This is a genomic window from Methylobacterium sp. A54F, assembly GCF_053346035.1.
The window spans coordinates 336763-357833 of sequence record NZ_JBKFBF010000003.1; the positions used below are offsets into that span (position 1 = coordinate 336763).

The 21071-nt window shown below is 73.5% G+C and carries 21 protein-coding genes and 1 rRNA gene; 17 read left to right on the top strand and 5 right to left on the bottom strand.

The window, feature by feature from the left end; all coding sequences use genetic code 11:
- Positions 1-3 precede the first annotated feature (3 nt).
- The 3 genes from ACLBXP_RS07975 (at position 4) to ACLBXP_RS07985 (ending at position 1331) form a co-directional block, all read left to right on the top strand.
- Positions 4-462 (top strand): type II toxin-antitoxin system RatA family toxin, encoded by a 459-nt coding sequence (locus tag ACLBXP_RS07975; RefSeq protein WP_447667071.1) that lies wholly within the window; start codon positions 4-6, stop codon positions 460-462.
- Between the two features lie 183 nt (positions 463-645).
- Positions 646-954, top strand: coding sequence for a toxin-antitoxin system TumE family protein (locus ACLBXP_RS07980; RefSeq protein ID WP_447667073.1), 309 nt, complete (start codon positions 646-648; stop codon positions 952-954).
- An 8-nt stretch (positions 955-962) separates the two neighbouring features.
- The gene (locus tag ACLBXP_RS07985) at positions 963-1331 is read left to right on the top strand and encodes an HVO_A0114 family putative DNA-binding protein (RefSeq protein ID WP_447667074.1); all 369 of its coding nucleotides are present in this window, start codon (positions 963-965) and stop codon (positions 1329-1331) included.
- 45 nt (positions 1332-1376) lie between these two features.
- Here ACLBXP_RS07985 and ACLBXP_RS07990 read toward each other — a convergent pair whose 3' ends face one another.
- Positions 1377-2708, bottom strand: a complete 1332-nt coding sequence (locus ACLBXP_RS07990) for an FAD-dependent oxidoreductase (RefSeq protein ID WP_447667075.1) — start codon at positions 2706-2708, stop codon at positions 1377-1379.
- Between the two features lie 64 nt (positions 2709-2772).
- Entirely contained in the window at positions 2773-3204 is a 432-nt protein-coding gene (locus ACLBXP_RS07995) for an Lrp/AsnC family transcriptional regulator (protein WP_447667077.1), read from the bottom strand.
- Between the two features lie 133 nt (positions 3205-3337).
- On the opposite strand from ACLBXP_RS07995, the gene ACLBXP_RS08000 reads away from it, so the two are divergent.
- Positions 3338-4372 carry an ornithine cyclodeaminase gene (locus tag ACLBXP_RS08000; RefSeq protein WP_447667079.1) on the top strand — a complete coding sequence of 345 codons (1035 nt, stop codon included), beginning with the start codon at positions 3338-3340 and terminating at the stop codon, positions 4370-4372.
- A gap of 9 nt (positions 4373-4381) precedes the next feature.
- On the opposite strand, the gene ACLBXP_RS08005 is transcribed toward ACLBXP_RS08000, so the two are convergent.
- Together ACLBXP_RS08005 and ACLBXP_RS08010 are read right to left on the bottom strand one after the other, a co-directional pair.
- On the bottom strand, positions 4382-4882 hold the full coding sequence (locus ACLBXP_RS08005; protein WP_447667081.1) for a CinA family protein: 501 nt from the start codon (positions 4880-4882) through the stop codon (positions 4382-4384).
- A gap of 4 nt (positions 4883-4886) precedes the next feature.
- Entirely contained in the window at positions 4887-6182 is a 1296-nt protein-coding gene (locus tag ACLBXP_RS08010) for a bifunctional 2-C-methyl-D-erythritol 4-phosphate cytidylyltransferase/2-C-methyl-D-erythritol 2,4-cyclodiphosphate synthase (protein WP_447667082.1), read from the bottom strand.
- A 230-nt stretch (positions 6183-6412) separates the two neighbouring features.
- Between ACLBXP_RS08010 and dusB the strand changes: the two genes are divergently transcribed.
- From dusB to ntrC, 3 genes are read left to right on the top strand one after another with little or no spacing between them, the layout of a single operon-like run.
- Positions 6413-7468 (top strand): tRNA dihydrouridine synthase DusB, encoded by a 1056-nt coding sequence (gene dusB / locus ACLBXP_RS08015; RefSeq protein WP_447667084.1) that lies wholly within the window; start codon positions 6413-6415, stop codon positions 7466-7468.
- Positions 7465-8601 (top strand): two-component system sensor histidine kinase NtrB, encoded by a 1137-nt coding sequence (locus ACLBXP_RS08020; protein ID WP_447667085.1) that lies wholly within the window; start codon positions 7465-7467, stop codon positions 8599-8601. Before dusB ends, ACLBXP_RS08020 begins: the two co-directional genes overlap by 4 nt.
- 4 nt (positions 8602-8605) lie before the next feature.
- Entirely contained in the window at positions 8606-10066 is a 1461-nt protein-coding gene (gene ntrC / locus ACLBXP_RS08025) for a nitrogen regulation protein NR(I) (RefSeq protein WP_447667086.1), read from the top strand.
- 36 nt (positions 10067-10102) lie between these two features.
- Here ntrC and ACLBXP_RS08030 read toward each other — a convergent pair whose 3' ends face one another.
- The gene (locus ACLBXP_RS08030; protein WP_447667088.1) at positions 10103-10684 is read right to left on the bottom strand and encodes a PAS domain-containing protein; all 582 of its coding nucleotides are present in this window, start codon (positions 10682-10684) and stop codon (positions 10103-10105) included.
- A gap of 443 nt (positions 10685-11127) precedes the next feature.
- On the opposite strand from ACLBXP_RS08030, the gene ACLBXP_RS08035 reads away from it, so the two are divergent.
- From ACLBXP_RS08035 to ACLBXP_RS08080, 10 genes are all read left to right on the top strand, one after another.
- Positions 11128-11766, top strand: a complete 639-nt coding sequence (locus ACLBXP_RS08035; protein WP_447667090.1) for an AAA family ATPase — start codon at positions 11128-11130, stop codon at positions 11764-11766.
- A complete protein-coding gene (locus ACLBXP_RS08040; protein ID WP_447667091.1) occupies positions 11750-12073 on the top strand; it encodes a ribbon-helix-helix domain-containing protein in 324 nt (107 codons plus the stop codon). The genes ACLBXP_RS08035 and ACLBXP_RS08040 overlap by 17 nt, the downstream gene beginning before the upstream one ends.
- Positions 12074-12439: 366 nt before the next feature.
- The gene (locus ACLBXP_RS08045) at positions 12440-13879 is read left to right on the top strand and encodes a septal ring lytic transglycosylase RlpA family protein (protein WP_447667092.1); all 1440 of its coding nucleotides are present in this window, start codon (positions 12440-12442) and stop codon (positions 13877-13879) included.
- Between the two features lie 145 nt (positions 13880-14024).
- Positions 14025-15314, top strand: coding sequence for a D-alanyl-D-alanine carboxypeptidase family protein (locus ACLBXP_RS08050; RefSeq protein ID WP_447667094.1), 1290 nt, complete (start codon positions 14025-14027; stop codon positions 15312-15314).
- 14 nt (positions 15315-15328) lie between these two features.
- Positions 15329-16018, top strand: a complete 690-nt coding sequence (gene tmk / locus ACLBXP_RS08055; RefSeq protein ID WP_447667096.1) for a dTMP kinase — start codon at positions 15329-15331, stop codon at positions 16016-16018.
- Positions 16008-17084 carry a DNA polymerase III subunit delta' gene (locus tag ACLBXP_RS08060; protein WP_447667097.1) on the top strand — a complete coding sequence of 359 codons (1077 nt, stop codon included), beginning with the start codon at positions 16008-16010 and terminating at the stop codon, positions 17082-17084. Before tmk ends, ACLBXP_RS08060 begins: the two co-directional genes overlap by 11 nt.
- Before the next feature lie 33 nt (positions 17085-17117).
- On the top strand, positions 17118-18701 hold the full coding sequence (gene metG, locus ACLBXP_RS08065) for a methionine--tRNA ligase (RefSeq protein WP_447667098.1): 1584 nt from the start codon (positions 17118-17120) through the stop codon (positions 18699-18701).
- A gap of 32 nt (positions 18702-18733) precedes the next feature.
- Positions 18734-19537: a TatD family hydrolase gene (locus ACLBXP_RS08070; protein ID WP_447667100.1), complete on the top strand. Its 804-nt coding sequence runs from the start codon at positions 18734-18736 to the stop codon at positions 19535-19537.
- Between the two features lie 43 nt (positions 19538-19580).
- On the top strand, positions 19581-20387 hold the full coding sequence (locus ACLBXP_RS08075) for an MBL fold metallo-hydrolase (RefSeq protein ID WP_447667101.1): 807 nt from the start codon (positions 19581-19583) through the stop codon (positions 20385-20387).
- 614 nt (positions 20388-21001) lie between these two features.
- Positions 21002-21071: ribosomal RNA gene (locus ACLBXP_RS08080) — 16S ribosomal RNA — on the top strand; the annotation flags it as partial.

The following is a 21071-nucleotide window of genomic DNA, read 5'->3' on the forward strand; positions in this document are numbered from 1 at the left end:
CGGATGCCGTCCTTCCGCATCACCCGAAACGTGCGTCACAGCCCCGAGCAGATGTACGACCTCGTCGCCGACGTGGAGCGCTACCCCGAGTTCCTGCCCCTCTGCGAGGCCCTGCGGATCCTGCGGCGCCAGCCCGGGCCGGGGGAGGGCACGGAGGTGCTCGTGGCCGAGATGGCGGTGGGCTACAAGGCGATCCGCGAGCGCTTCACCACCCGCGTCGGCCTGGACCGGCCCGCCCTGAAGATCACCGCCGAGTACATCGACGGCCCCTTCCGGCACCTCGAGAACCGCTGGGCCTTCAAGCCGGCCGAGGGCGGCGGCTGCGCGGTCGACTTCTTCATCACCTACGAGTTCAAGAGCTTCGCGCTCGGCCTCCTGATGGGCAAGATGTTCGACCGGGCCTTCCGCAAGTTCACCGACGCCTTCGAGAGCCGGGCCGACCGGGTCTACGGGGCGGCCTGACCGAGGCGGCGCGTCGATCGCCGAGGACGGGTAACGTCCACCGGCACCCGCTCTCAGGGTAGCCTGTGCCGCGCTCGAATGGAGCGCCGCCAGCAGGCCCACCGAGATCGAAGGGCGGGGTTCTTCGATCTCTTGAGCGCCTATGTCAATTGATGTCACAGGCCCTATGACATATACAGTCATATGGCGGCTGCGACCCTGATTTTCTCCGAGAAGCGCATCGATCCGAATGGCGCGATCGTACAGATTCGGATCTGGGCGCTGCCCGATGGCCGCCGCGTCCCGGGCTCGTCTCACGGCTACAAGTACTCGCTGTACTACGGTCGGGCAGGCCAGCGCATCCTCGGCTACGACAACGAGGCCGGAAAAGGCGATCATGTTCACCGCAACGACGTGCAGGCACCTTATTGCTTCGTGTCGATCGAAAGGCTCATCGACGACTTCATCACCGAGGTGGAGATCTTGAACCAAGTACTCCATCAGAGACTGTGAGAACGGACATGTCGAAAGATCTGAACATCGAAGTCGGAACCTCCCTCCGGGAGATGGGGCGCCGCGCGATCGAGGCCTGGCACGCGGCGGAGAGCGGAGAGGTGGCGAGCGCGGGGGAAACGCTGATCTTCGCCGACTGGGAGACTTTCCAGTCCACGTTCTCGGCGGCTCGGGTGACGCTCCTCCGGCACTTGGCCGATCATGGCCCGGCTGCCTCGATCAATGCCTTGGCCACGGCGCTGGGACGCCCCTACCGGCGCGTCCACGACGATGTGACGGCGCTCCTGGCGGCCGGGCTTCTCGAGCGGGACGGGACGCGGCTCGCGCTGACGGTCCGCGAGGCGGTGGCCCGTATCACGTTCGGCGCCGCGGCCTGACCCACGGCGCTGCGCGGCACTCGGCGGTGGGCTGCGCGAAGCTCGCTATGATCGGGGATGGGTACGACTCCGATGCACCGATCCCGGAGGATGCGCGCCCGGCTTGTCCGCCGCGCAGGGTGCAGGCGATGCGGGGCATGCCGCAGGAGGCGTCCCGGCGATCAGCCGGCCCCGGGCGCGCACGTGCTCGGGCCGCACCCCGAGCCCGACGAGGCGGGCCGGCAGGCGCTGGAGGAGGGGCAGGCGGTCGAGGAGGCGCAGGGCGAGGGGCGCCGTCAGGGGGCCCTCCCGCGGGTCGAGGACCCGGGCGATGACGCGGTCCTGCACGAGGCGCTGCACCGCCTGCGTGAGCCGGACGGGGAGGCTGCGCCGGGCCTGGACGCGGGCGAGCGCCGCCGCGTCGGGCCGCCCGGCCCGGAGCGGCGCGGCGAGGAGGTTCGCGGCCGCCACCGCGTCCTGGATCGCGAGGTTGATGCCGACGCCGCCCACCGGCGACATGGCGTGCGCGGCGTCGCCGATGCAAAGGAAGCCCGCCCGGTGCCAGCGCTCCAGCCGGTCGACCTGCACGGTGAGGAGCTTCACGTCGTCCCAGTCGGCGATCTCGTCCGTGCGGTCGGCGAGGAACGGGGCGAGCGCGGCCACCGACTCGCGGAAGGCCGGCAGGCCCCGCGCCCGCAGGGCGGCGTCGCCCCCCTTGGGCACCACGTAGGCGCATTGCCAGTGCTCGCCGCGGTCGATCGTGATCAGGATGCGGCCGGGCCCGAACCGGCCGGCGGTGGCGTCCGCGTCCTCCGGGCGCCGCGACAGGCGGAACCAGAGCACGTCGATCGGCGCACCGAAGCGGCGCGGCGTCAGGCCCGCCGCCTCGCGCAGGCGGGAGTGGCGCCCGTCCGCCGCGATGACGAGGTCCGCCCGGATCTCGACGGGGCCGTCCGGCCCCCGGGCGGTGACGCCCGCCACGCGCCCGTCCGCCTCCACCAGCCCGGTCGCCTCGGTCTCCATCAGGAGCCGGAAGCCCGGGAGCGCGCCGCCCTGCCGGGCCAGGAAGTCGAGGAAGTCCCATTGCGGCATCATGGCGATGAAGCGGTGGTCGACGGGGAGGTGTCGGAAGTCGGCGATGCGGTAGGGCCGCCCCCCGAGGACGCCCGAGAGCGTCTCGACCCTGCGGTGGGGCAGGGCCAGGAAGGCCCGGCCCAGGCCGAGCTCCTCCATCACCTGCAGGGTCGAGGGGTGGATGGTGTCCCCCCGGAAGTCCCGCAGGAAGTCGGCGTGTTTCTCCAGCACGACGACGCCGATGCCGGCGCGGGCGAGCAGCAGGCCGGCCATCATCCCGGCGGGGCCGCCCCCCGTGATGCAGACCTGGGTGGATTCCGCCATCGCGATCCCCTCCGCTAGGGGCCCAGTATCGCCCGAAACGCGCCGCGGCGCATTGCCCATGCGCTCAGGCGCCCCCCTTGCGGGCGGCGAGCAGGATGCTCGTCTCGGAATTGGCGATGCCCTCGATCTGGCGGATCGTGCGCAGGAGGGCGTCGAAGGCGCCGAGGGAGCCCGCCTCGATCTCCGCGACGATGTCCCAGCGCCCGTTGGTGGTGTGCAGCGCGCGGATCTCGGGCAGGCCCGCGAGCCGCCGGATCACGCCCTCGGCATGGCGGCCATCCACCTCCACGAGCGTCACGGCCCGCACCGCGCCGGGCTCCGCCGCGCTGCGCAGCACCGCCGTGAAGCCCTGGATCACCCCGCTCTCCACGAGCCGGTCGAGGCGCGCCCGCGCGGTCGCCCGCGTCACGCCGAGGCTCGCCGCGAGCTTCGCCACGGGCAGGCGGGCATCGGTGCGCAGGAGCGCGATCAGGCGCCGGTCCAGATCGTCGAGCATGGCTGATCACTCCGCTCGCCCAAGCTTAGCATAACGCGCAGTCGACCGCGCGGATTGCGCACTTGGCGGCCTGTCGGGCGACCGGCCCGCTCGCGCATGCTGGGGCCGGAAGGGCCTGAGCGGAGGACGGGACGTGACGCGCTACATCGGTGTCGGCGAGATGGCGGCCCTGGTGCGGGGGCAGGGACCGGAGGCGTTCCTGCGCCGCCTGGCGGGCTGCCTGCGCGCGGACTTCGCCCGCTGGGAAAGCTTCGTGCTGGAGGCGCGCCTCGCGAGCCACGCGCCCGAGGGCGTCATCGAGCTGATGCCGGCCACCGACGGGCGCGCCTACGCCTTCAAGTTCGTCAACGGGCACCCCGGCAACACCCGGACGGGCCGGCTGACCGTGGCGGCCTTCGGGGTCCTGGCCGACATGGCCACGGGCTACCCCGTGCTGATCGCCGAGATGACCCTGCTGACGGCCCTGCGCACCGCCGCCACCTCGGCGCTGGCGGCGTCCGTGCTGGCCCGGCCGGAGAGCCGCGTCCTCGCACTGATCGGCACCGGCGCGCAGGCGGAGTTCCAGGCCCTGGCCTTCCGGGCCCTTCTCGGCATCGAGGCCGTGCGGCTCTACGACGTCGATCCCGCGGCCGTGGCCAAGGCGCGGGCGAACCTGGAGGGGCGGGGCCTGCATGTCCGCTGCGCCGGCTCGGTGGCCGAGGCGGTGGCGGGCGCCGACATCGTCACCACCGCGACCGCCGACAAGGCGCGCGCGACGATCCTCACGCCGGACCTCGTGGAGCCCGGACAGCACCTCAACGCCATCGGGGGCGACTGCCCGGGCAAGACCGAGCTCCACCCCGGCATCCTCGCGGGCGCCCGCACCTTCGTCGAGTACGAGCCGCAGACCCGGATCGAGGGCGAGATCCAGCAGATGCCCGGGGACTATCCGGTCACCGAGCTGTGGCGGGTGCTCGCCGGCCGCGCGCCCGGCCGCACCGGGGCCGGGGACGTGACCGTGTTCGACTCCGTCGGCTTCGCGCTGGAGGACTTTTCCGCGCTGCGCTGCGTCCGGGACCTCGCGGGGCCTGGGGTGGGCCTCGACCTCGTGCCGGAGCTCGCCGACCCGAAGGACCTGTTCGGCGGCCTGCTGGGGCCCGAGCGGGCCGGGTGGGAGCGGGCGGCCTGAAGGTCGGCCTCAGGGCCCGGCGAGGGCCGCCTCCAGGAGGTCGAGCGCATCGGCCACCGCCAGGCGGCGGATCTCGGCGCGGCCGGGGTCGCCGTAGCGGCGCATCCGGTGGACGGTCGGGCGGCCCGAGGCGGCAAGGCCGAACTGGACGAGGCCCACGGGCTTGTCCGGGCTGCCGCCCCCGGGGCCGGCGATGCCGGTGATCGCCACCGCGACCTCGGCCCGGGACCGGGCCAGCGCCCCCTCGGCCATGGCGCGGGCGGTCGCCTCGCTCACCGCGCCGTGGGCCGCGAGCGTCGCGGCCGGCACCCCGAGCATCTCCTGCTTGGCCTCGTTCGAGTACGTGACGAAGCCGCGCTCCACCACCGCCGAGGACCCCGGGACCGCGGTGAGGAGCCCGGCCACCAGCCCGCCGGTGCAGGATTCGGCGGTGGCGAGCCGCCGCCCCGCCGCCGCGTAGGCCGCGACGAGGGCTTCGGCGCGGGCGAGGAGGCCGGCGTCGGCGAGCACGCCCTCAGCCCTGCCGCATCGCGGTCTCGGCCTGCGCGTCGAGGGCCTCGGGCTCCTCGGGCAGGCGGATCGTGGCGGCGGCCTGGGCGGCGAGGCCCTCGGCGCGGCCGACGAAGCCGAGCTTCTCCGTGGTGGTCGCCTTGATCGAGACCGCCGAGAGCGGCACGCCGCAGATCTCGGCGATGCGCGCGCGGATCGCCTCCCGGTGCTGGCCGATGCGCGGCGCCTCGGCCAGCACCGTGATGTCGAGATGGTCGATCCGGCCGCCCCGCGCCCGCACCAGCGAGACCGCGTGCGCCAGGAACTGGTCGGAGGCGGCTCCCCGCCAGCGCTCGTCCGAGGGCGGGAAGTGGGTGCCGATATCCCCGTCCGCGATGGCGCCCAGCAGCGCGTCGGTGAGCGCGTGCAGCGCCACGTCGCCGTCCGAATGGGCGAGCACGCCGCGGTCGGCCGGGATGCGGATGCCGCCGAGCCAGACGTGGTCGCCCTCCGTGAAGGCGTGGACGTCGAAGCCGGTGCCCAGGCGGGTGACGTAGGCGGTCATGGCGGAACTCCTCTCGGCATCCCGGCCCGCGAAGGCGCGGTCGGCCTCGGTCAGGTCGGAGGCCTGCGTGATCTTGCGGTTGGCGAGGTCACCCTCGAAGGTCACCACCGGCAGGCCCGCCCACTCGGCGAGCGCGCCGTCGTCGGTGAAGCCGTGCAGCCCCTCGGCCGCAGCGGACCGGTGGGCCTCGCGGAGCGCCCCGTAGGCGAAGGCCTGCGGGGTCTGCACGGCGCGCAGCGCCTCGCGGGCCGGCGTCTCGCGCACCCGGCCGATGCCGGGGGCCTCGGCCTCCACGAGCTTGATCGTGTCGCTCACCGGCACGCCCGGCACCGCGGCGCCGTAGTCGCGCCCCGCCGCGACCGCGCGGTCGATCAGGCCGGCATCGACGTAGGGGCGGGCGGCGTCGTGCACGAGGACGATCGCGGGCTCGCGGCCGGGCTCCCCGGCGGCCAGGGCCTCGACCCCCGCCCGCACCGATTGCTGGCGGGTCGCGCCGCCCTCCACGGGTGCCGCGAGCTTGGCGCGCACGGCCGCCGGCAGGTCCGCGACGCAGTCTCGGTAGAAGGCGGCGGCGTCGGCGGCGATCACCACCTGGATCCGGGCGATGCCGTCATGGCCCCCGAGGGCGGCGAGCGTCCGGGTCAGCACGGGCTGCCCGCCCACGCGGCGGTACTGCTTCGGCGTGCCGCCGCCGACGCGGATGCCCTTGCCGGCCGCGACGACGATGGCGGCCACGCTCTCGGCGATGCTGGACATGGACGGGCCGCTTCGCGCCTTTCCGGCGCCGGTTGCGCGAAACGGTCATCGTTCCGCGGCAGGATGGACGTGGTTCCGGCCGCGCGCCCGCCAAGGAACCCGACAGGGCAGGGGAGACCCGGAGGTTTCGCTGGAGGCCCGGCTGCCGGTCGTTTAAGCGGCGCGCGATCCGAAATCAAATCGCGCCGGGCGCTTGCGTCTCCGGCGCTTTTGTCTATTCCTTGTGCAGAATGGCGAATGATCATTATTTGAGCGTCCTGCGCTCGGCGAGGCCCGCGGCCGGCGTCGTGCCGGTGCTGCTGGCGCCGCTCTCCGGCGTCACCGACCTCCACATGCGCCGGATCGCCCGGCGCCTCGGCGCCGACGCCGCGGTCTCCGAGATGGTGGCAGCAGCGGAGTTCGCCCGCGGCTCGGCCGAGGCCCGCCTGCGGGCGGAGGGCGCCGGGATCGACCCGCACGTGGTCCAGCTCGCGGGCTGCCAGCCCGGGCCGATGGCGGAGGCCGCCCGCCTCGCGGCCGACAACGGGGCGGACGCCGTCGACATCAACATGGGCTGCCCCGCCAAGGTGGTGACGGGCGGCCAGTCGGGCTCCGCGCTGATGCGCGACCTCGACCATGCGAGCCGCCTCATCGCGGCGGTGCGTGGGGCGGTGGCGGTGCCCGTCACCCTGAAGATGCGCCTCGGCTGGGACGACGCGGCCCGCAACGCCCCCGACCTCGCCCGGCGGGCCGAGGCGCTCGGGGTGAACGCCGTCATCGTGCACGGGCGCACCCGCCAGCAATTCTACAAGGGGCGGGCCGACTGGGCGGCGATCCGCGCCGTGGTCGAGGCTGTGGGCATCCCCGTGATCGCCAACGGCGACATCGTCGACCTCGACGGGGCCCGCGCCTGCCTCGCGGCCTCGGGCGCCGCCGGCCTGATGATCGGGCGCGGAGCCGTGGGGCGCCCCTGGCTGCCGGGGCAGATCGCCGCGGGCCTCGCGGGACGCGCCGGGGCGGAGGCGCCCGGGCGCGCCGCGATGGGTGCCATCGCGGCGGAGCACTACGACGGCCTGATCGACCTCTACGGACCCGCCATGGGCGTGCGCCACGCCCGCAAGCACCTCGCGGCCTACGCGGACGCGGCCGGGCCGGGGGCGCTGAGCCCGTCCGACCGCACCCGCCTCCTCACCACCCCGGAACCCGCCGTGGCGCGCGCCCTCATCCTCCGCGCCTTCCGGGACCCGGCCGCCTCGCCCACCGTGCCGTCCCCCTCGTCCGCCGACGCGATCGGGGAGGCCGCATGAGCGAGCCCGGCAACGGCTGGCCGAAGCCCGGCCTGACCTCGGAGGCGGTGATCAACGCCCTGCCCCTGCCGGTGCTGACCATCGGGGCGGACGAGCGCATCCTCCACTGCAACCACGCGGCGGAGAGCTTCTTCGACCACTCGGCGCGGCTGATGCAGCGGCGGCGGCTGCGCGACATCATCCCCTTCGCCTCGCCGATCATCGCCCTCGTGGCCGAGGTGCGTCGGCGCCGCTCCAGCGTCAGCGAGTACCGGGTCGAGCTGGTGCAGCCCCGCACCGGCCAGGAGCGCAGCGTCGACGTGTTCGCGACGGCGCTCGGCGACGACGGCGAGGCCGTGGTGCTGATGCTCCAGGAGCGCACCATCGCGGACAAGATGAATCGCCAGCTCACGCACCGGGGGGCGGCGCGCTCCATGGTGGCGCTGGGCGCCATGCTGGCCCACGAGATCAAGAACCCGCTCGCCGGCATCCGCGGCGCCGCCCAGCTCCTCGAGCAGTCGGGCGCCGAGGAGGACCGGGTGCTGACGCAGCTGATCTGCGACGAGTCGGACCGCATCGTGCGCATCGTCGAGCGCATGGAGCTGTTCGGCGACGAGCGCCCGGTGGAGCGCGGACCGGTCAACGTCCACGGCGTCCTCGACCAGGTGAAGCGCTCGGCCCAGTCGGGCTTTGCCCGGCACATCCGCTTCATCGAGAACTACGACCCCTCGCTCCCGCCCGTGCTGGGCAACCGCGACCAGCTCATCCAGGTCATCCTCAACCTCGTGAAGAACGCCGCGGAGGCGATCGGCGGCGACACGGTGGACGGCGAGATCACGCTCTCGACCGCCTTCCGGACGGGCCTGCGCCTGCAGATCCCGGGCTCGCGCGAGCGCGTCAGCCTGCCGATCGAGGTGGCGGTGCGCGACAACGGCCCCGGCGTCACCGCCGAGCTGCTGCCGAACCTGTTCGACCCCTTCGTCACCACCAAGAGCCAGGGCTCCGGCCTCGGTCTTGCATTGGTGGCCAAGATCGTCGGCGACCACGGGGGCATCGTCGAGTGCGATCCCGTGCCCCGCCGGACCACCTTCCGCCTTCTCCTGCCCATGTCGAGCGCCCGGGACGGGCGCGAATCGGTCGTGGAGGCCGAGTAGAGTCATGCCGAACGGCCACATCATCGTCGCGGACGACGACGCAGCCATCCGCACCGTCCTCAACCAGGCGTTGTCTCGGGCGGGCTACGAGGTCCGCACCACCGGCAATTGCGCGACCCTCTGGCGCTGGGTGGCGCAGGGGGAGGGCGACCTCGTCATCACCGACGTGGTGATGCCGGACGAGAACGTGTTCGACCTCCTGCCCCGCATCAAGCGGGTGCGGCCGGAGCTGCCGATCATCGTGATGAGCGCGCAGAACACCTTCATGACGGCGATCCGCGCCTCGGAGCGGGGCGCCTACGAGTACCTGCCCAAGCCCTTCGACCTGAAGGAGCTCACCGCCATCGTCGGCCGCGCCCTCTCCCGGCCCCGCGGCACGCCGGCGGCGGGCGCTCAGGCGGAGAACGAGGACATCCCGCTCGTCGGCCGCTCGCCGGCCATGCAGGAGATCTACCGGGCCCTCGCCCGCCTGATGCCCACCGACCTCACCGTGATGATCACCGGCGAGTCCGGCACCGGCAAGGAGCTGGTGGCGCGCGCGCTCCACGATTACGGCCGCCGCCGCACCGGCCCGTTCGTGCCCGTCAACATGGCGGCGATCCCCCGCGACCTCATCGAGTCGGAGCTGTTCGGCCACGAGAAGGGCGCCTTCACGGGGGCGCTCCAGCGCTCGGCGGGCCGCTTCGAGCAGGCGGAGGGCGGCACCCTCTTCCTCGACGAGATCGGCGACATGCCGATGGAGGCCCAGACCCGGCTGCTGCGCGTGCTGCAGCAGGGCGAGTACACCACGGTCGGCGGCCGCGTGCCGATCAAGACCAACGTCCGCATCATCGCGGCGACCAACAAGGACCTGCGCGTCTCGATCCAGCAGGGGATCTTCCGCGAGGACCTGTTCTTCCGCCTCAACGTGGTGCCGCTCCGGCTGCCGGCGCTGCGCGAGCGCTCCGAGGACGTGCCGGACCTCGTGCGCCACTTCTTCGTGCTCGTCGAGCGCGAGGGGCTGACCCGCAAGACCCTCGACGGCGACGCCATGGAGCGGCTCAAGCGCTACCGCTGGCCCGGCAACGTGCGCGAGCTCGAGAACCTCGTGCGCCGCCTCGCGGCGCTCTACCCGCAGGAGACCATCACGGGCCCGGTGATCGAGGCCGAACTCGACACCCTGCCGCTCGCGCAGGGCACGCCCGCGGCCGCCAACGGCGCCCGCAAGGGCGGCGAGTCCGAGACCCTGTCGGGCGCCGTCGAGCGCCACCTGTCGGAGTACTTCTCCGGCTACCGGGACACCCTGCCGCCGCCCGGCCTCTACCACCGGATCCTGCGCGAGATCGAGGGGCCGCTCATCGGCGCGGCGCTGGCCGCCACCCGCGGCAACCAGATCCGCGCCGCCGAGCTCCTCGGCGTCAACCGCAACACCCTGCGCAAGAAGGTCCGCGACCTCGACCTGCAGGTCTTCCGCACCGCCCGGTGACGGGGCGGGGAGCGCCCCCGCGCACCCCTCCCGACGTCAGTGCCGGCTGTCGCCGCTCTTCGGCGCGCGCAGGTGGCGGGCGAGCTCGAAGCCGATCTCGATCATCAGGCCGTCGACGCGCCTGACGAGGCCCGGCCGCTGCAGGGCCTCGGCGAGGCTGCGCAGGGTGATGGCGTGCTCGGCCATGCGGTTCACCAGGCGCTCCGCCTGCGCGAGGCTCGCGGCCTGGCCCTCGGTCAGGTCGATGGCGATGCCCTGGCCGCGGGCGGTGCGACCGCTCGCGTCGCGCTCGATCCGCCCGCGCATCAGGAGCTTGCGGGAGCCCGCCCGCGTCGCGAGGGTGCGGAACTCTGCCTCGATCGGCCCCCCGGTCTCGCCGACCGCGTGGAGGTAGTTCTCGATCCGGGTGCGGTCCTCCGGATGGGTCCGGGCGAGGAACGCCGCGAGCGGCACCCCGTGCGCGGCCGCGGCCGGGTCGAGGCCGAGCAGGGCCGCGAGCGAACCCGTCAGCGCCAGGCGCCCGTCCCACAGGTCGTGCATCCAGGCGCCGACCACCCCCGACGCTTCGAGGACGGCATGGAAGGGGGTGGATGGGCCCGGAAACGCGTCTTCGGCCATGGCTGTCCCTGGCCCGCACCGCCCCGTGCCGGACGAGCCGGCCGGGGGATCAACGGGTAGATGATAAACCTGAGGTATATTTCAGAGATCCGGAACGTCCAGATCATAGCAGTCTAAAGCATGGTCCGATCGATGAAAAGCCCGCCATTTCCGGGCATTCCGGCCTTGGCAATCTGAGGTTGGATTTGGCATCTGTTCGGCCGCGCGCGCGAGGGACCCGGCGTCACAGGATCGCCGGATCAGGGGATGCTGCGATCCCGGCCGCTTAACCGGATGTTAACCATGCTCCGCGAAAGCTCGACCTCACGCTTCCCGAACCGCCGGCGTCCGGCGCGGGCCCCCGGCGGAGGCCGGTCACGGCCCCGGAAGCCGAACCCTACGTTGTTTGCCGTCGCGCTTATGACGCTCCGGTTGTGCGCGACGCCGAGCCGAGGAACGCCAGGATGAAAGCCATCACGTTCGTCACGCAGAAGGGGGGCAGCGGCAAGAGCACCCTCTGCATCTCGCTGGCGGTCGCCGCGCGCGAGGCCGGCCATGCGGTCTGCATCCTGGAGATGGACCGGCAGGCCACGATCTCGGACTGGCTCGACCACCGCACCGCGGATGGGCCGGAGGTGGCCCAGATCGACGCCACCCAGATCGAGGCCGTGATGGAGCAGTTGCGGGGCTCGGCCTACGACTACGTCTTCATCGACACGCCGGGCGTCGATTCCACCGGCACCCTCTCGGCGATCCGCGCGGCCGACCTCTGCATCATCCCCTGCCGGCCGACGCCCGCGGACCTGCGCGCCTTCAAGCCGACGCTCGCCGCGGTCTACCGCCTGGAGAAGAAGTTCGCCTTCGTGCTGAACCAGACGCCGCCGCGCTCCTACCGGATCCGCGACGCCGCCGACGGGCTGGCGGTGCTCGGCATCCTGCCCGACGTCAACATCGTTGCCCGCACCGACCACCAGGACGCGATCGGCGTCGGCCAGGGCGTCACCGAGTTCAACCCGAAGGGCCAGGCCGCGGGCGAGGTGCGCCGCCTCTGGAGCTGGATCGAGAAGCGCATGCAGGTGAGCAAGCATGTCAAAGCCGCCTAAGCTCAGCCTGGCCTCGATCGTCGCGGCCGCCGCCCCGCCGCCGGCCAAGGGCGGCGGGACCCAGACCGCCGAGATCGTCGCCCTCGACCGGGGCGCGGCCCCCCCGCGCCGGACGAACGCCACCCTGAAGGAGCGGGCGCGGCAGATGTCCGTCTACCTGGAGCCGCCGGTCTACGACCAGCTGCGCGACCTCGCCTACGCGGAGCGCACCAAGATGCACGCGATCATGCTCGAGGCGCTCGATCTCCTGTTCAAGCAGCGGGGCACCCGCTCCATTGAGCAGCTCACCGAGACCAAGGCGCGCTGAGGCCCCCAGGGCGAGTGAAAGCCCAGTCCTGTGAGGGATTTGTGAGCCCCGGCTCAGGCATCGCCTGAACCGGGGCGCGGCGATCGATCCGCGCTGCCCAGCCTCGCGCTTCACTGGAAGTGAGACGGTTTAATTCAGGAAAATCAGCGGCTTGCGCAAGGATCCTCATGCGGGATCCGAGCCTGCCCGCGCCCGCCGGCCCGCGACCTGCCCGTTCAGGCTTCCTTTACGCTGCCGCACGCATCTTCGGTGTGTCCGGATCCGGCCCGCGCGTCTCGCCGGCCGCCGGGCGCGCGTTCCGGCCCTGCTCTCCGCGCCGGGTTCGCGCCGTGGCGTTTCGCGGCGGAGCACGGGTGGCGTGTCAGCATGGCGGGTTCGATCAAGGCCGGGTCGCCGACCCCGCGCGCGGCCGGCCTCCGGCGCATCCTGCTGCGGGCCCTGGCGGTCTCGGGCGTCGCGCTGGCCACCGCGAATTGCAGCAGCAACACCCAGAAGTTCGCCTCCGCGCCGGCCGGCAACGGCCTCGACCCGAAATACGGCGTCAAGGCGAGCCCACGCCTCTACAACGAGGGTGACGTGATCCCGAAGGGCGGCGGGCGCCGCTTCTCCGGCAAGCCCTACGTGGTGGCCGGCCGCACCTACGTGCCCCGGGAGGATGCGCGGGGCTACGTCCGCGAGGGGCTGGCCTCCTGGTACGGCAGCGCCTTCCACGGCCGCATGACGGCCAACGGCGAGGTGTTCGACCGCCACTCCATCGCGGCCGCCCATCCGACCCTGCCGCTGCCGAGCTACGCCCGCGTCACCAACCTGGCCAACGGCCGCTCGATGATCGTGCGCGTCAACGACCGCGGCCCCTATCACGCCGACCGGGTCATGGACGTCTCGGAGGCGGTGGCGGAAGCCCTCGAGTTCCACCGGCGCGGCACCAGCCGGGTGCGCGTCGAGTATGCGGGCAAGGCCTCGGTGGCCGGCAGCGACGACCGCAAGCTGATGGCGACCCTGCGCACCGACGGCCAGCCCGCCGCGATGGGCGCCCGGGCGCCGGTGATGCTGGCCGATCTCGGCTCCGACGCCGCCGACCCGGCCCCCGACAGCCTCGCGCGGGCCCGCGCGCCCCTGGCCTTCCGCCCGGCGGAGGAGGAGGCCCCGGCGCCGCGCCCGGCGCGGCCCGCGCCGATCCTCGTGGCGAGCGCCGTCGCCGCGGTGCCGGCCGCGCTGCAGCCGACCGCGGCCCGCGGCGGCGCCTTCCGGCCTGCACCCGTCTCTTCAACCGTTCCTGCGCCGGCCCCCGCGCCCATGGCCCCCGCGCCCATGGCCCCCGCGCCCCTGGCCGCCGCGGGCCGCCCGCCCGCAGGGGCGCACGGCGCCGGCACCCGGCTCGCCGGCCTCAATCCCGGATCGCTTCCGAAGGCGGCGCTCCAGGGGCGCGGCGCGGCGGCCGGTCCCCTGAGGCTGGCCGCAAATCCTGCCGCAAATCCTGCCGCCGGACCTGGCCGGGCGGGCGCAGCGCTCGCCGCAGTCTCCCCGCCGCGGCCGGCCCCGGGCCGGACCCCCGCCGGCAGGGACGCGGCGCCGAAGCTCGCCGCCGCCGCAGGCCCCCAGAAGGCCGCCTCGGCCGGAGCCCCCATGCCGGCCGCCGCGAAGAACGCCATGGCCCGCCTCGCGGCGGCGCCCCAGGCCGCCCCAGCCAAGGCCACCCCAGCCAAGGCTGCCTCGGCCAAGGCGGGTCCGGCTACCGTCAAGGCCGCGGCCGGCGGCTCTGCCAAGCCAGCCCCCCGGCGCGCCCAGGTGGCCGGCGTCTACTGAGCGGGCGCCCTCCGGTTTTCCCCGTTCCGCGGCGAACTTGCGTTCGATTCGCCCGGCAAAGCGCTGTATGCTCGGCCCGGGGCGGGATCTGCGCGCCGGGCTCGGGGCCCGGCCGTTTCGGGGCGGCTGGGTTCGAGGTTTGTCGATGCGCGTGAGATCCGGCTTCCGGGCCCTGTCCAGCTCCCGGGCCGCGGTGCGGGCTCCGTCCTGCGCTTTGTCCTGGGCCCTGTCCTGCGCCCTCGCGGCCCTGTCCGGCCTCGTCCTCCTGTCCGCCGCGCCCCGTCCGGCGGCGGCCCAGACCTTCCAGACGGCGGCGCCGCACGCCATCCTGATCGACGCGGATTCCGGGTCCGTCCTGTTCGAGAAGGCGGCCGACGAGGCCTTCGCCCCGGCCAGCATGGCCAAGCTGATGACCACCGAGATCGTGTTCGACGCCCTGAAGTCGGGCCGCCTCGGCATGGATACCGAGTTCACGGTGACGGAGGATGCCTGGCGCCGGGGCGGGGCGGGGGGCGGCGGCTCCTCGATGTTCGCGCAGGTGAACAGCCGCATCAAGATGTCGGACCTGCTGCGCGGGCTCATCGTACAGTCCGGCAACGACGCCGCCATCACCATCGCGGAGAACATGGCGGGCTCCGAGGGCGCCTTCGCGAACATGATGAACGCGAAGGCCGCCGAGCTCGGCATGACCAAGTCGACCTTCCGGAACGCGACCGGCTACTCCGCCCCCGACCAGCGGGTCACCGCCCGGGACATGTCGCGGATCGCGATCCACCTGATCGACACCTATCCGGACCTCTACAAGATCTTCGCCGAGCGCGAGTTCACCTGGAACAAGATCAAGCAGCAGAACCGCAACCCGCTCCTCACCCTCGACATCGGCGCGGATGGGCTGAAGACCGGCTACCTCGAGGAATCAGGCTACGCCCTCACGGGCTCGGCGGTGCAGAACGGCCAGCGCCTGATCCTGGTGCTGAGCGGCCTCAAGACCGCCCGCGACCGCGCCTCGGAATCGCGCAAGCTGATGGAGTGGGGGTTCCGGGCCTTCGAGCCCCGGCAGATCTTCGCGGCGGGCGAGACCGTGGCGGAGGCCTCGGTCTTCGGCGGCGAGACCGGGAGCGTCCCGCTGGTCGCCCGGAAGCCCGTGCGCCTGCTGCTGCCCCGCGGCTCGGGCGAGCGCGTGAGCGCCAGGGTCGTCTATCGCGGCCCGCTCGCCGCCCCCGTGGCGGAGGGCGCGGAGGTGGGCCGCCTGCGGGTGATGCGCGGCGACGCGGTCGCCCTCGACCAGCCCCTCTACGCGGGCGCCTCGGTCGCGGCCGGCACCATCCCGCAGCGCGCCCTCGACGCGGCCCTGGAGGTCGGCACCGGGCTGTTCCGCCGCGCCTTCGGCAAGGCTGACAGCAAGGCCGACAGCAAGGCCGGCAACCCGTCCTGAGGGGAGCCGGACCGATGGCGGGCAGGCCCAGGCGGGGCGTATTCATCACCTTCGAGGGCGGGGAGGGGGCCGGCAAGTCCACGCAGGTCGCCCGCCTCGCCGAGGACCTGCGCGCGGCCGGGGCCCGCAGCGTCGTCACCACCCGCGAGCCGGGCGGGTCGCCCCGGGCCGAGGAAATCCGCGCGGCGGTGCTGGCCGGGGCCGCCAAGCTCTACGGGCCCTTCGCCGAGGCGCTGCTGTTCAGCGCCGCCCGCATCGACCACCTCGACCGCCTGATCCGGCCGGCGCTGGCCGAGGGCGGCATCGTGCTCTGCGACCGCTTCGCCGACTCGACCCGGGCGTACCAGGGCGCCGCCGGGGGGCTGGAGGCCGGGGTCGTGCGGGCGCTGGAGCGCGTGGCGGTGGGCGACACCCGGCCGGACCTCACCCTCATCCTCGACCTCGCCCCCGAGAGCGGCCTCGCCCGGGCCCGGGCCCGCGGCGGCGGCGCGGCGCCAGACCGCTTCGAGGCGGAGGCGCTCGCCTTCCACGAGCGCCTGCGCGCGGCCTTCCGGGCCATCGCCGAGGCCGAGCCCGACCGCTGCGTGCTGGTCGATGCCGCCCGCGAGCCCGACGCCGTGGCGGCCGCGATCCGCGCGGCGGTCGCCGACCGCTTCCCCGAGCTGCTCTCGCCCGCCTCCGGAACCCGCACCGATGCCGCCTGAGCGCGACCCCGACGACGTGGAGCCCGGCGACCTCGCCGGGGTGCCGCGGCCCCGCGAGACCACGCGGCTCGTCGGCCACGCCGCCGCGGAGGCGGCCTTCGCGGAGGCGATCCGGGCCGGCCGCCTGCACCATGCCTGGCTGATCGGCGGGCCGCCCGGCATCGGCAAGGCGACCCTCGCCTACCGGGTCGCCCGCTGGCTCCTCGCCAATCCGGGCTCCGCGCAGGTCCCCGACCGCCTCGACGTGCCGGCCGAGCATCCGGCCGCCCGCAAGGTCGCGGCGCTCTCCCACCCGAACCTCGTGGCGCTGCGCCGCCACCGGCAGCCCGGCGCCAAGGGCACCCCCCAAAAGGCGTTGCCGACGAAGATCCCGGTCGATGCCGCCCGCAGGGCCCTCGACCTGTTCGGCGCGACGGCCGGCAACGCCGGCTACCGCATCTGCGTCGTGGACAGCGCCGAGGACCTGAACCCGAACAGCGCCAACGCGCTGCTCAAGATGCTGGAGGAGCCGCCCCCGGCCTCGCTGTTCCTGATCGTGAGCCACGCGCCCGGGCGCCTGCTGCCGACGATCCGCTCCCGCTGCCGGGCGCTCGCCCTGCGCGCCCTCGCGCCCGAGGCGGTGGCGGGCATCGTGGCGGGCTTCCCGGCCCCCTTCGCGGCGCCGGCGCCCGACATCCTGGCCCGCGCCGCCGCCGCCTCCGAGGGATCGGTGGCCAAGACCGTCGCGATGCTCGACCCCGCCACGGCGGCCCTCGTCGCCGAGGTGGAGGCGCTCCTCGCCCGCCTGGAGCAGCCGGACTGGCGCCGCATCCTGGCGCTGGCCGAGCGCCTGGCGGGGCGCGACGCCGAACCCCTGTTCGAGGCGAGCCTCGATGCCGTGTTCCGCTTCGTCTCGGCCGAACTCGACCGGCGCCGGGCGGAAGCCCCCGCGCGCCTTGCGGCCCTGGTCGAGGTGTGTGACAAGATCGCCCGCGCGGCCCGGGAGGCCGCCACCTACAACCTCGATCGCCGGCCCCTCGTCCTCTCCCTGTTCGGGGACCTCGCGGGCGCGGTGCGGACGGCGTGAGGCGCCGTCCCCGGCATCCCGGAGACAGCCCGCGTGACGGCCCCTGAGACACCGAAGGACGCGCCGAAGGGCCCCTTCAGCATCACGACGGCGATCTCGTACCCGAACGGCGCGCCTCATATCGGCCACGCCTACGAGGTCATCGCCACCGACGCGATCGCGCGCTTCCACCGGCTCGACGGCCACGACGTCCTGTTCACGACGGGCACGGACGAGCACGGCCTCAAGATCCAGCAGACCGCCGCGCGCCTCGGCACCACCCCGCGGGCCCTCGTCGACGAGATGGCGGAGAAGTTCCGCGCGATGGCCGTGGCGCTGAACTGCAGCCACGACCGCTTCATCCGCACCACCGAGCCCGAGCACTACGCGGCCGCGCGGGCGATCTGGCAGCGCATGCGGGACAGCGGCGACATCTACCTGTCGAAGTACATCGGCTGGTACTCGGTGCGCGACGAGGCCTGGTACGGCGAGGACGAGACCGAGCTCGGCCCCGACGGCGCGCGCCGCGCCAAGGCCACCCAGACCCCGGTGGAGTGGACCGAGGAGGAGAACTACCTCTTCCGCCTCTCGGCCTACGGCGACCGGCTGCTCGCGCTCTACGCCGACCAGCCCGACTTCATCGGCCCCGAGACGCGCCGCAACGAGGTCGCGAGCTTCGTGCGCCAGGGCCTGAAGGACCTCTCGATCAGCCGCACCACCTTCGACTGGGGCGTGCCGGTGCCGGACGCGCCCGGCCACGTCATGTACGTCTGGGTCGACGCGCTGACGAACTACCTCACGGTCTGCGGCTTCCCGGACGAGGCCGACCCGCGCCGGCGCTACTGGCCGGTGGACCTGCACGTGATCGGCAAGGACATCGTCCGCTTCCACGCGGTGTACTGGCCGGCCTTCCTGATGTCGGCCGGGCTCCCCCTGCCGAAGCGCGTCTTCGGGCACGGCTTCCTGCTCTCCAAGGGCGAGAAGATGTCGAAGTCGCTCGGCAACGTCGTCGACCCGATGGACCTGATCGCCACCTACGGGGTCGACCCGCTGCGCTACTTCGTGCTGCGCGAGGTGCCCTTCGGCGGGGACGGCAACTACACCCACGAGGCGATCATCAACCGCATCAACGCGGACCTCGCCAACGACCTCGGCAACCTGGCGCAGCGCTCGCTCACCATGGTCGCCAAGAACTGCGACGGCCGGGTGCCGGCGCCGGGCGCGCTCGGGCCGGCCGATCAGGCGCTGCTCGCCGCCGCCGACGCCCTGCCGGAGCGGGCGCGCACCGCCATGCGCGACCTCGCGCTCCACGCCGTGCTCGCCGAGATCTGGGCCGTGGTGGGGGAGGCCAACCGCTACTTCGCCGGCGAGGAGCCCTGGCGCCTGCGCAAGACCGACCCGGAGCGGATGAACACGGTGCTGTACGTCACGCTCGAGACCCTGCGGGGCGTCGCGCTCGTGGTGCAGCCCTTCGTGCCCACGGCGGCGGCCGCCCTCCTCGACCTCCTCGCCGTGCCGGTCGACCGGCGCAGCTTCGCGGCGGCCGGTGCGGACCACCGCCTCGCGCCGGGGGCGAGCCTGCCGGCGCCGGCCCCGATCTTCCCCCGCTTCGTCGAGCCCGAGGCGCCGGCGGCCTGAGCCGGCCGCGACGGGACCCTTGAGCCGATTCGATGCTGATCGACAGCCACTGCCACCTCGACTTCCCGGACTTCTCCGCCGACCTGCCGGGCGTCGTCGCCCGCGCCGCCGCGGCAGGCGTGACCGGGATGCTCACGATCTCGACCCGGGTCGCCAAGGCCGAGACCTACCGGGCCATCGCCGAGGCCCATCCCGGGGTCTGGTACACGGTGGGCACCCACCCGCACGGGGCCGCCGAGGAGCCGGACGTGGCACCCGAGGCGATCGCGGCGCTCACCCGCCATCCGGCCTGCGTCGGCATCGGGGAGGCGGGGCTCGACTACCACTACGCCGACGCGGCGCCGGCGGCGGTGCAGGAGCGGGTCCTGCGCGCCCACATCGAGGCCGCCCGCGCGAGCGGCCTGCCGCTGGTGATCCATTCCCGCGACGCCGACGACCACATGGAGGCGGTGCTCGCCGACGAGATGGCCCGGGCCCCGTTCTCGGGCGTGCTGCACTGCTTCTCCTCGGGCCGGCGCCTCGCCGAGGCCGGGGTCGCCCTCGGCCTGTTCGTCTCCTTCTCGGGGATCGTCACCTTCCGGCGCTCGCACGACCTGCGCGACATCGCCCGGCGCGTCCCGCCGGACCGGCTCCTCGTCGAGACCGACGCGCCGTTCCTGGCGCCGGAGCCCCATCGCGGGCGCACCAACGAGCCCGCCTACACGGCCGACACCGCCCGCGCGCTCGCCGCGACCCTGGAGGTGCCGTTCGCGGAGTTCTGCGCACGCACCACCGGGAACTTCTTCCGCCTGTTCGCGAAGGCGGCCCCGGGCGCGCGGGGAGGCGAGGGGGCGTGACAGGCGCTGGGCTCCCGCGATACCACCCGTGCGGGAGGTCCGGATGGCCACGCTGACCCTGCGCATCCTCGGCTGCGGCTCGTCCGGCGGCGTGCCGCGGGTCGCCTACGGCTGGGGCGCCTGCGATCCGGGCGAGCCCCGCAACCGCCGCCGCCGCTGCTCGCTCCTGGTGGAGCGCCGGGGGGAGGGGCCGGAGGCCACGCGCATCGTCATCGACACCTCGCCGGACCTGCGCGAGCAGCTCATCGACGCGGAGGTGAGCCGGCTCGACGCGGTGCTGTTCACCCACAGCCACGCCGACCACACCCACGGCATCGACGACGTGCGGCCGCTGGTGATCCACATGCGCCGGCGCCTGCCCGTCTACGCGGATGCCCGCACCCGCGACCTCCTTGAGGCGCGCTTCGGCTACTGCTTCGTGACGCCGCCGGGGAGCGACTACCCGCCGATCCTCGAGATGAACGACCTCGTGGCGGGGGAGGGGGTGCTGATCGGGGGGCCGGGCGGGCCGCTGCCGGCCCTGCCCTTCGCGATGGAGCACGGCAACGAGCCGGCCCTCGGCTTCCGCATCGGGGCCGCCGCCTACGCGCCCGACGTGAGCCGGATGCCGGACGCCGCCAAGGCGGCGCTGCGCGGCCTCGACCTCCTGATCATCGACGCGTTGCGCGAGACCCCGCACCCGACGCACTACTCCGTCACGGAGGCGCTCGCGCTGATCGAGGAGGTGGGCCCGCGCCGGGCGATCCTGACCAACCTCCACACCGACCTCGACTACGCGAGCCTCGCCGCGAAGCTGCCCCGCGGGACGGTGCCGGCCCATGACGGGATGAGCGTCACCCTCGATATCTGAGCCGAGAAAGTTCCGGGCCCCCGCGCATTCGCCTGTTGACGGCCGGGATCGGGCTCCGTATATCCCTGCTCATCGGCGCCGGCCGCGGACGTGGACCGGGCGCCGAAGCATCTTCTGACAGCTTCGGATGGGAGATCCGGTCGCAAGCCGGGTGTCCTGCCGTTTTTGTCTCTGGGATGCGGGCTCCGGCTCAGGCGCCGCTTCGGCGGGTTCGAGAAACGGAGTTGACTTCGGGATCGGCGGGGCTTAGACGCCCTCCACCGCTGAGGCGGACCACCGAACGGTCGGTCCGGTATCACGGTTCTCCCAGTCGAGCAAGCGGGTGCGGGCCACACGGCCTCCGTTCCGTCTCGGCAGCCCGGGCCCCGCGTCCTGGCGATCTTTGACAAGTTGATCTGAGGAAGAGAAGCGTGGGCGGCTTGTCCTTGCGGCTCCGGCTGAGAGGCTGGGGCATCGAGAGATGAAGCTTGACCGACGTTTCGTAGAGCTCACCGACCGGGTCCGGGCGGCTGTGGCCGTGTCCCTTGGGGTTTCCCCTTGGGGTGCTGTCGTAGTTGGTTTGGTCTGGTTGAGGTGTGCTTCCGTTATGTTGTGATCAGCTGAGATCAGCTCTTCAACTTGAGAGTTTGATCCTGGCTCAGAGCGAACGCTGGCGGCAGGCTTAACACATGCAAGTCGAACGCA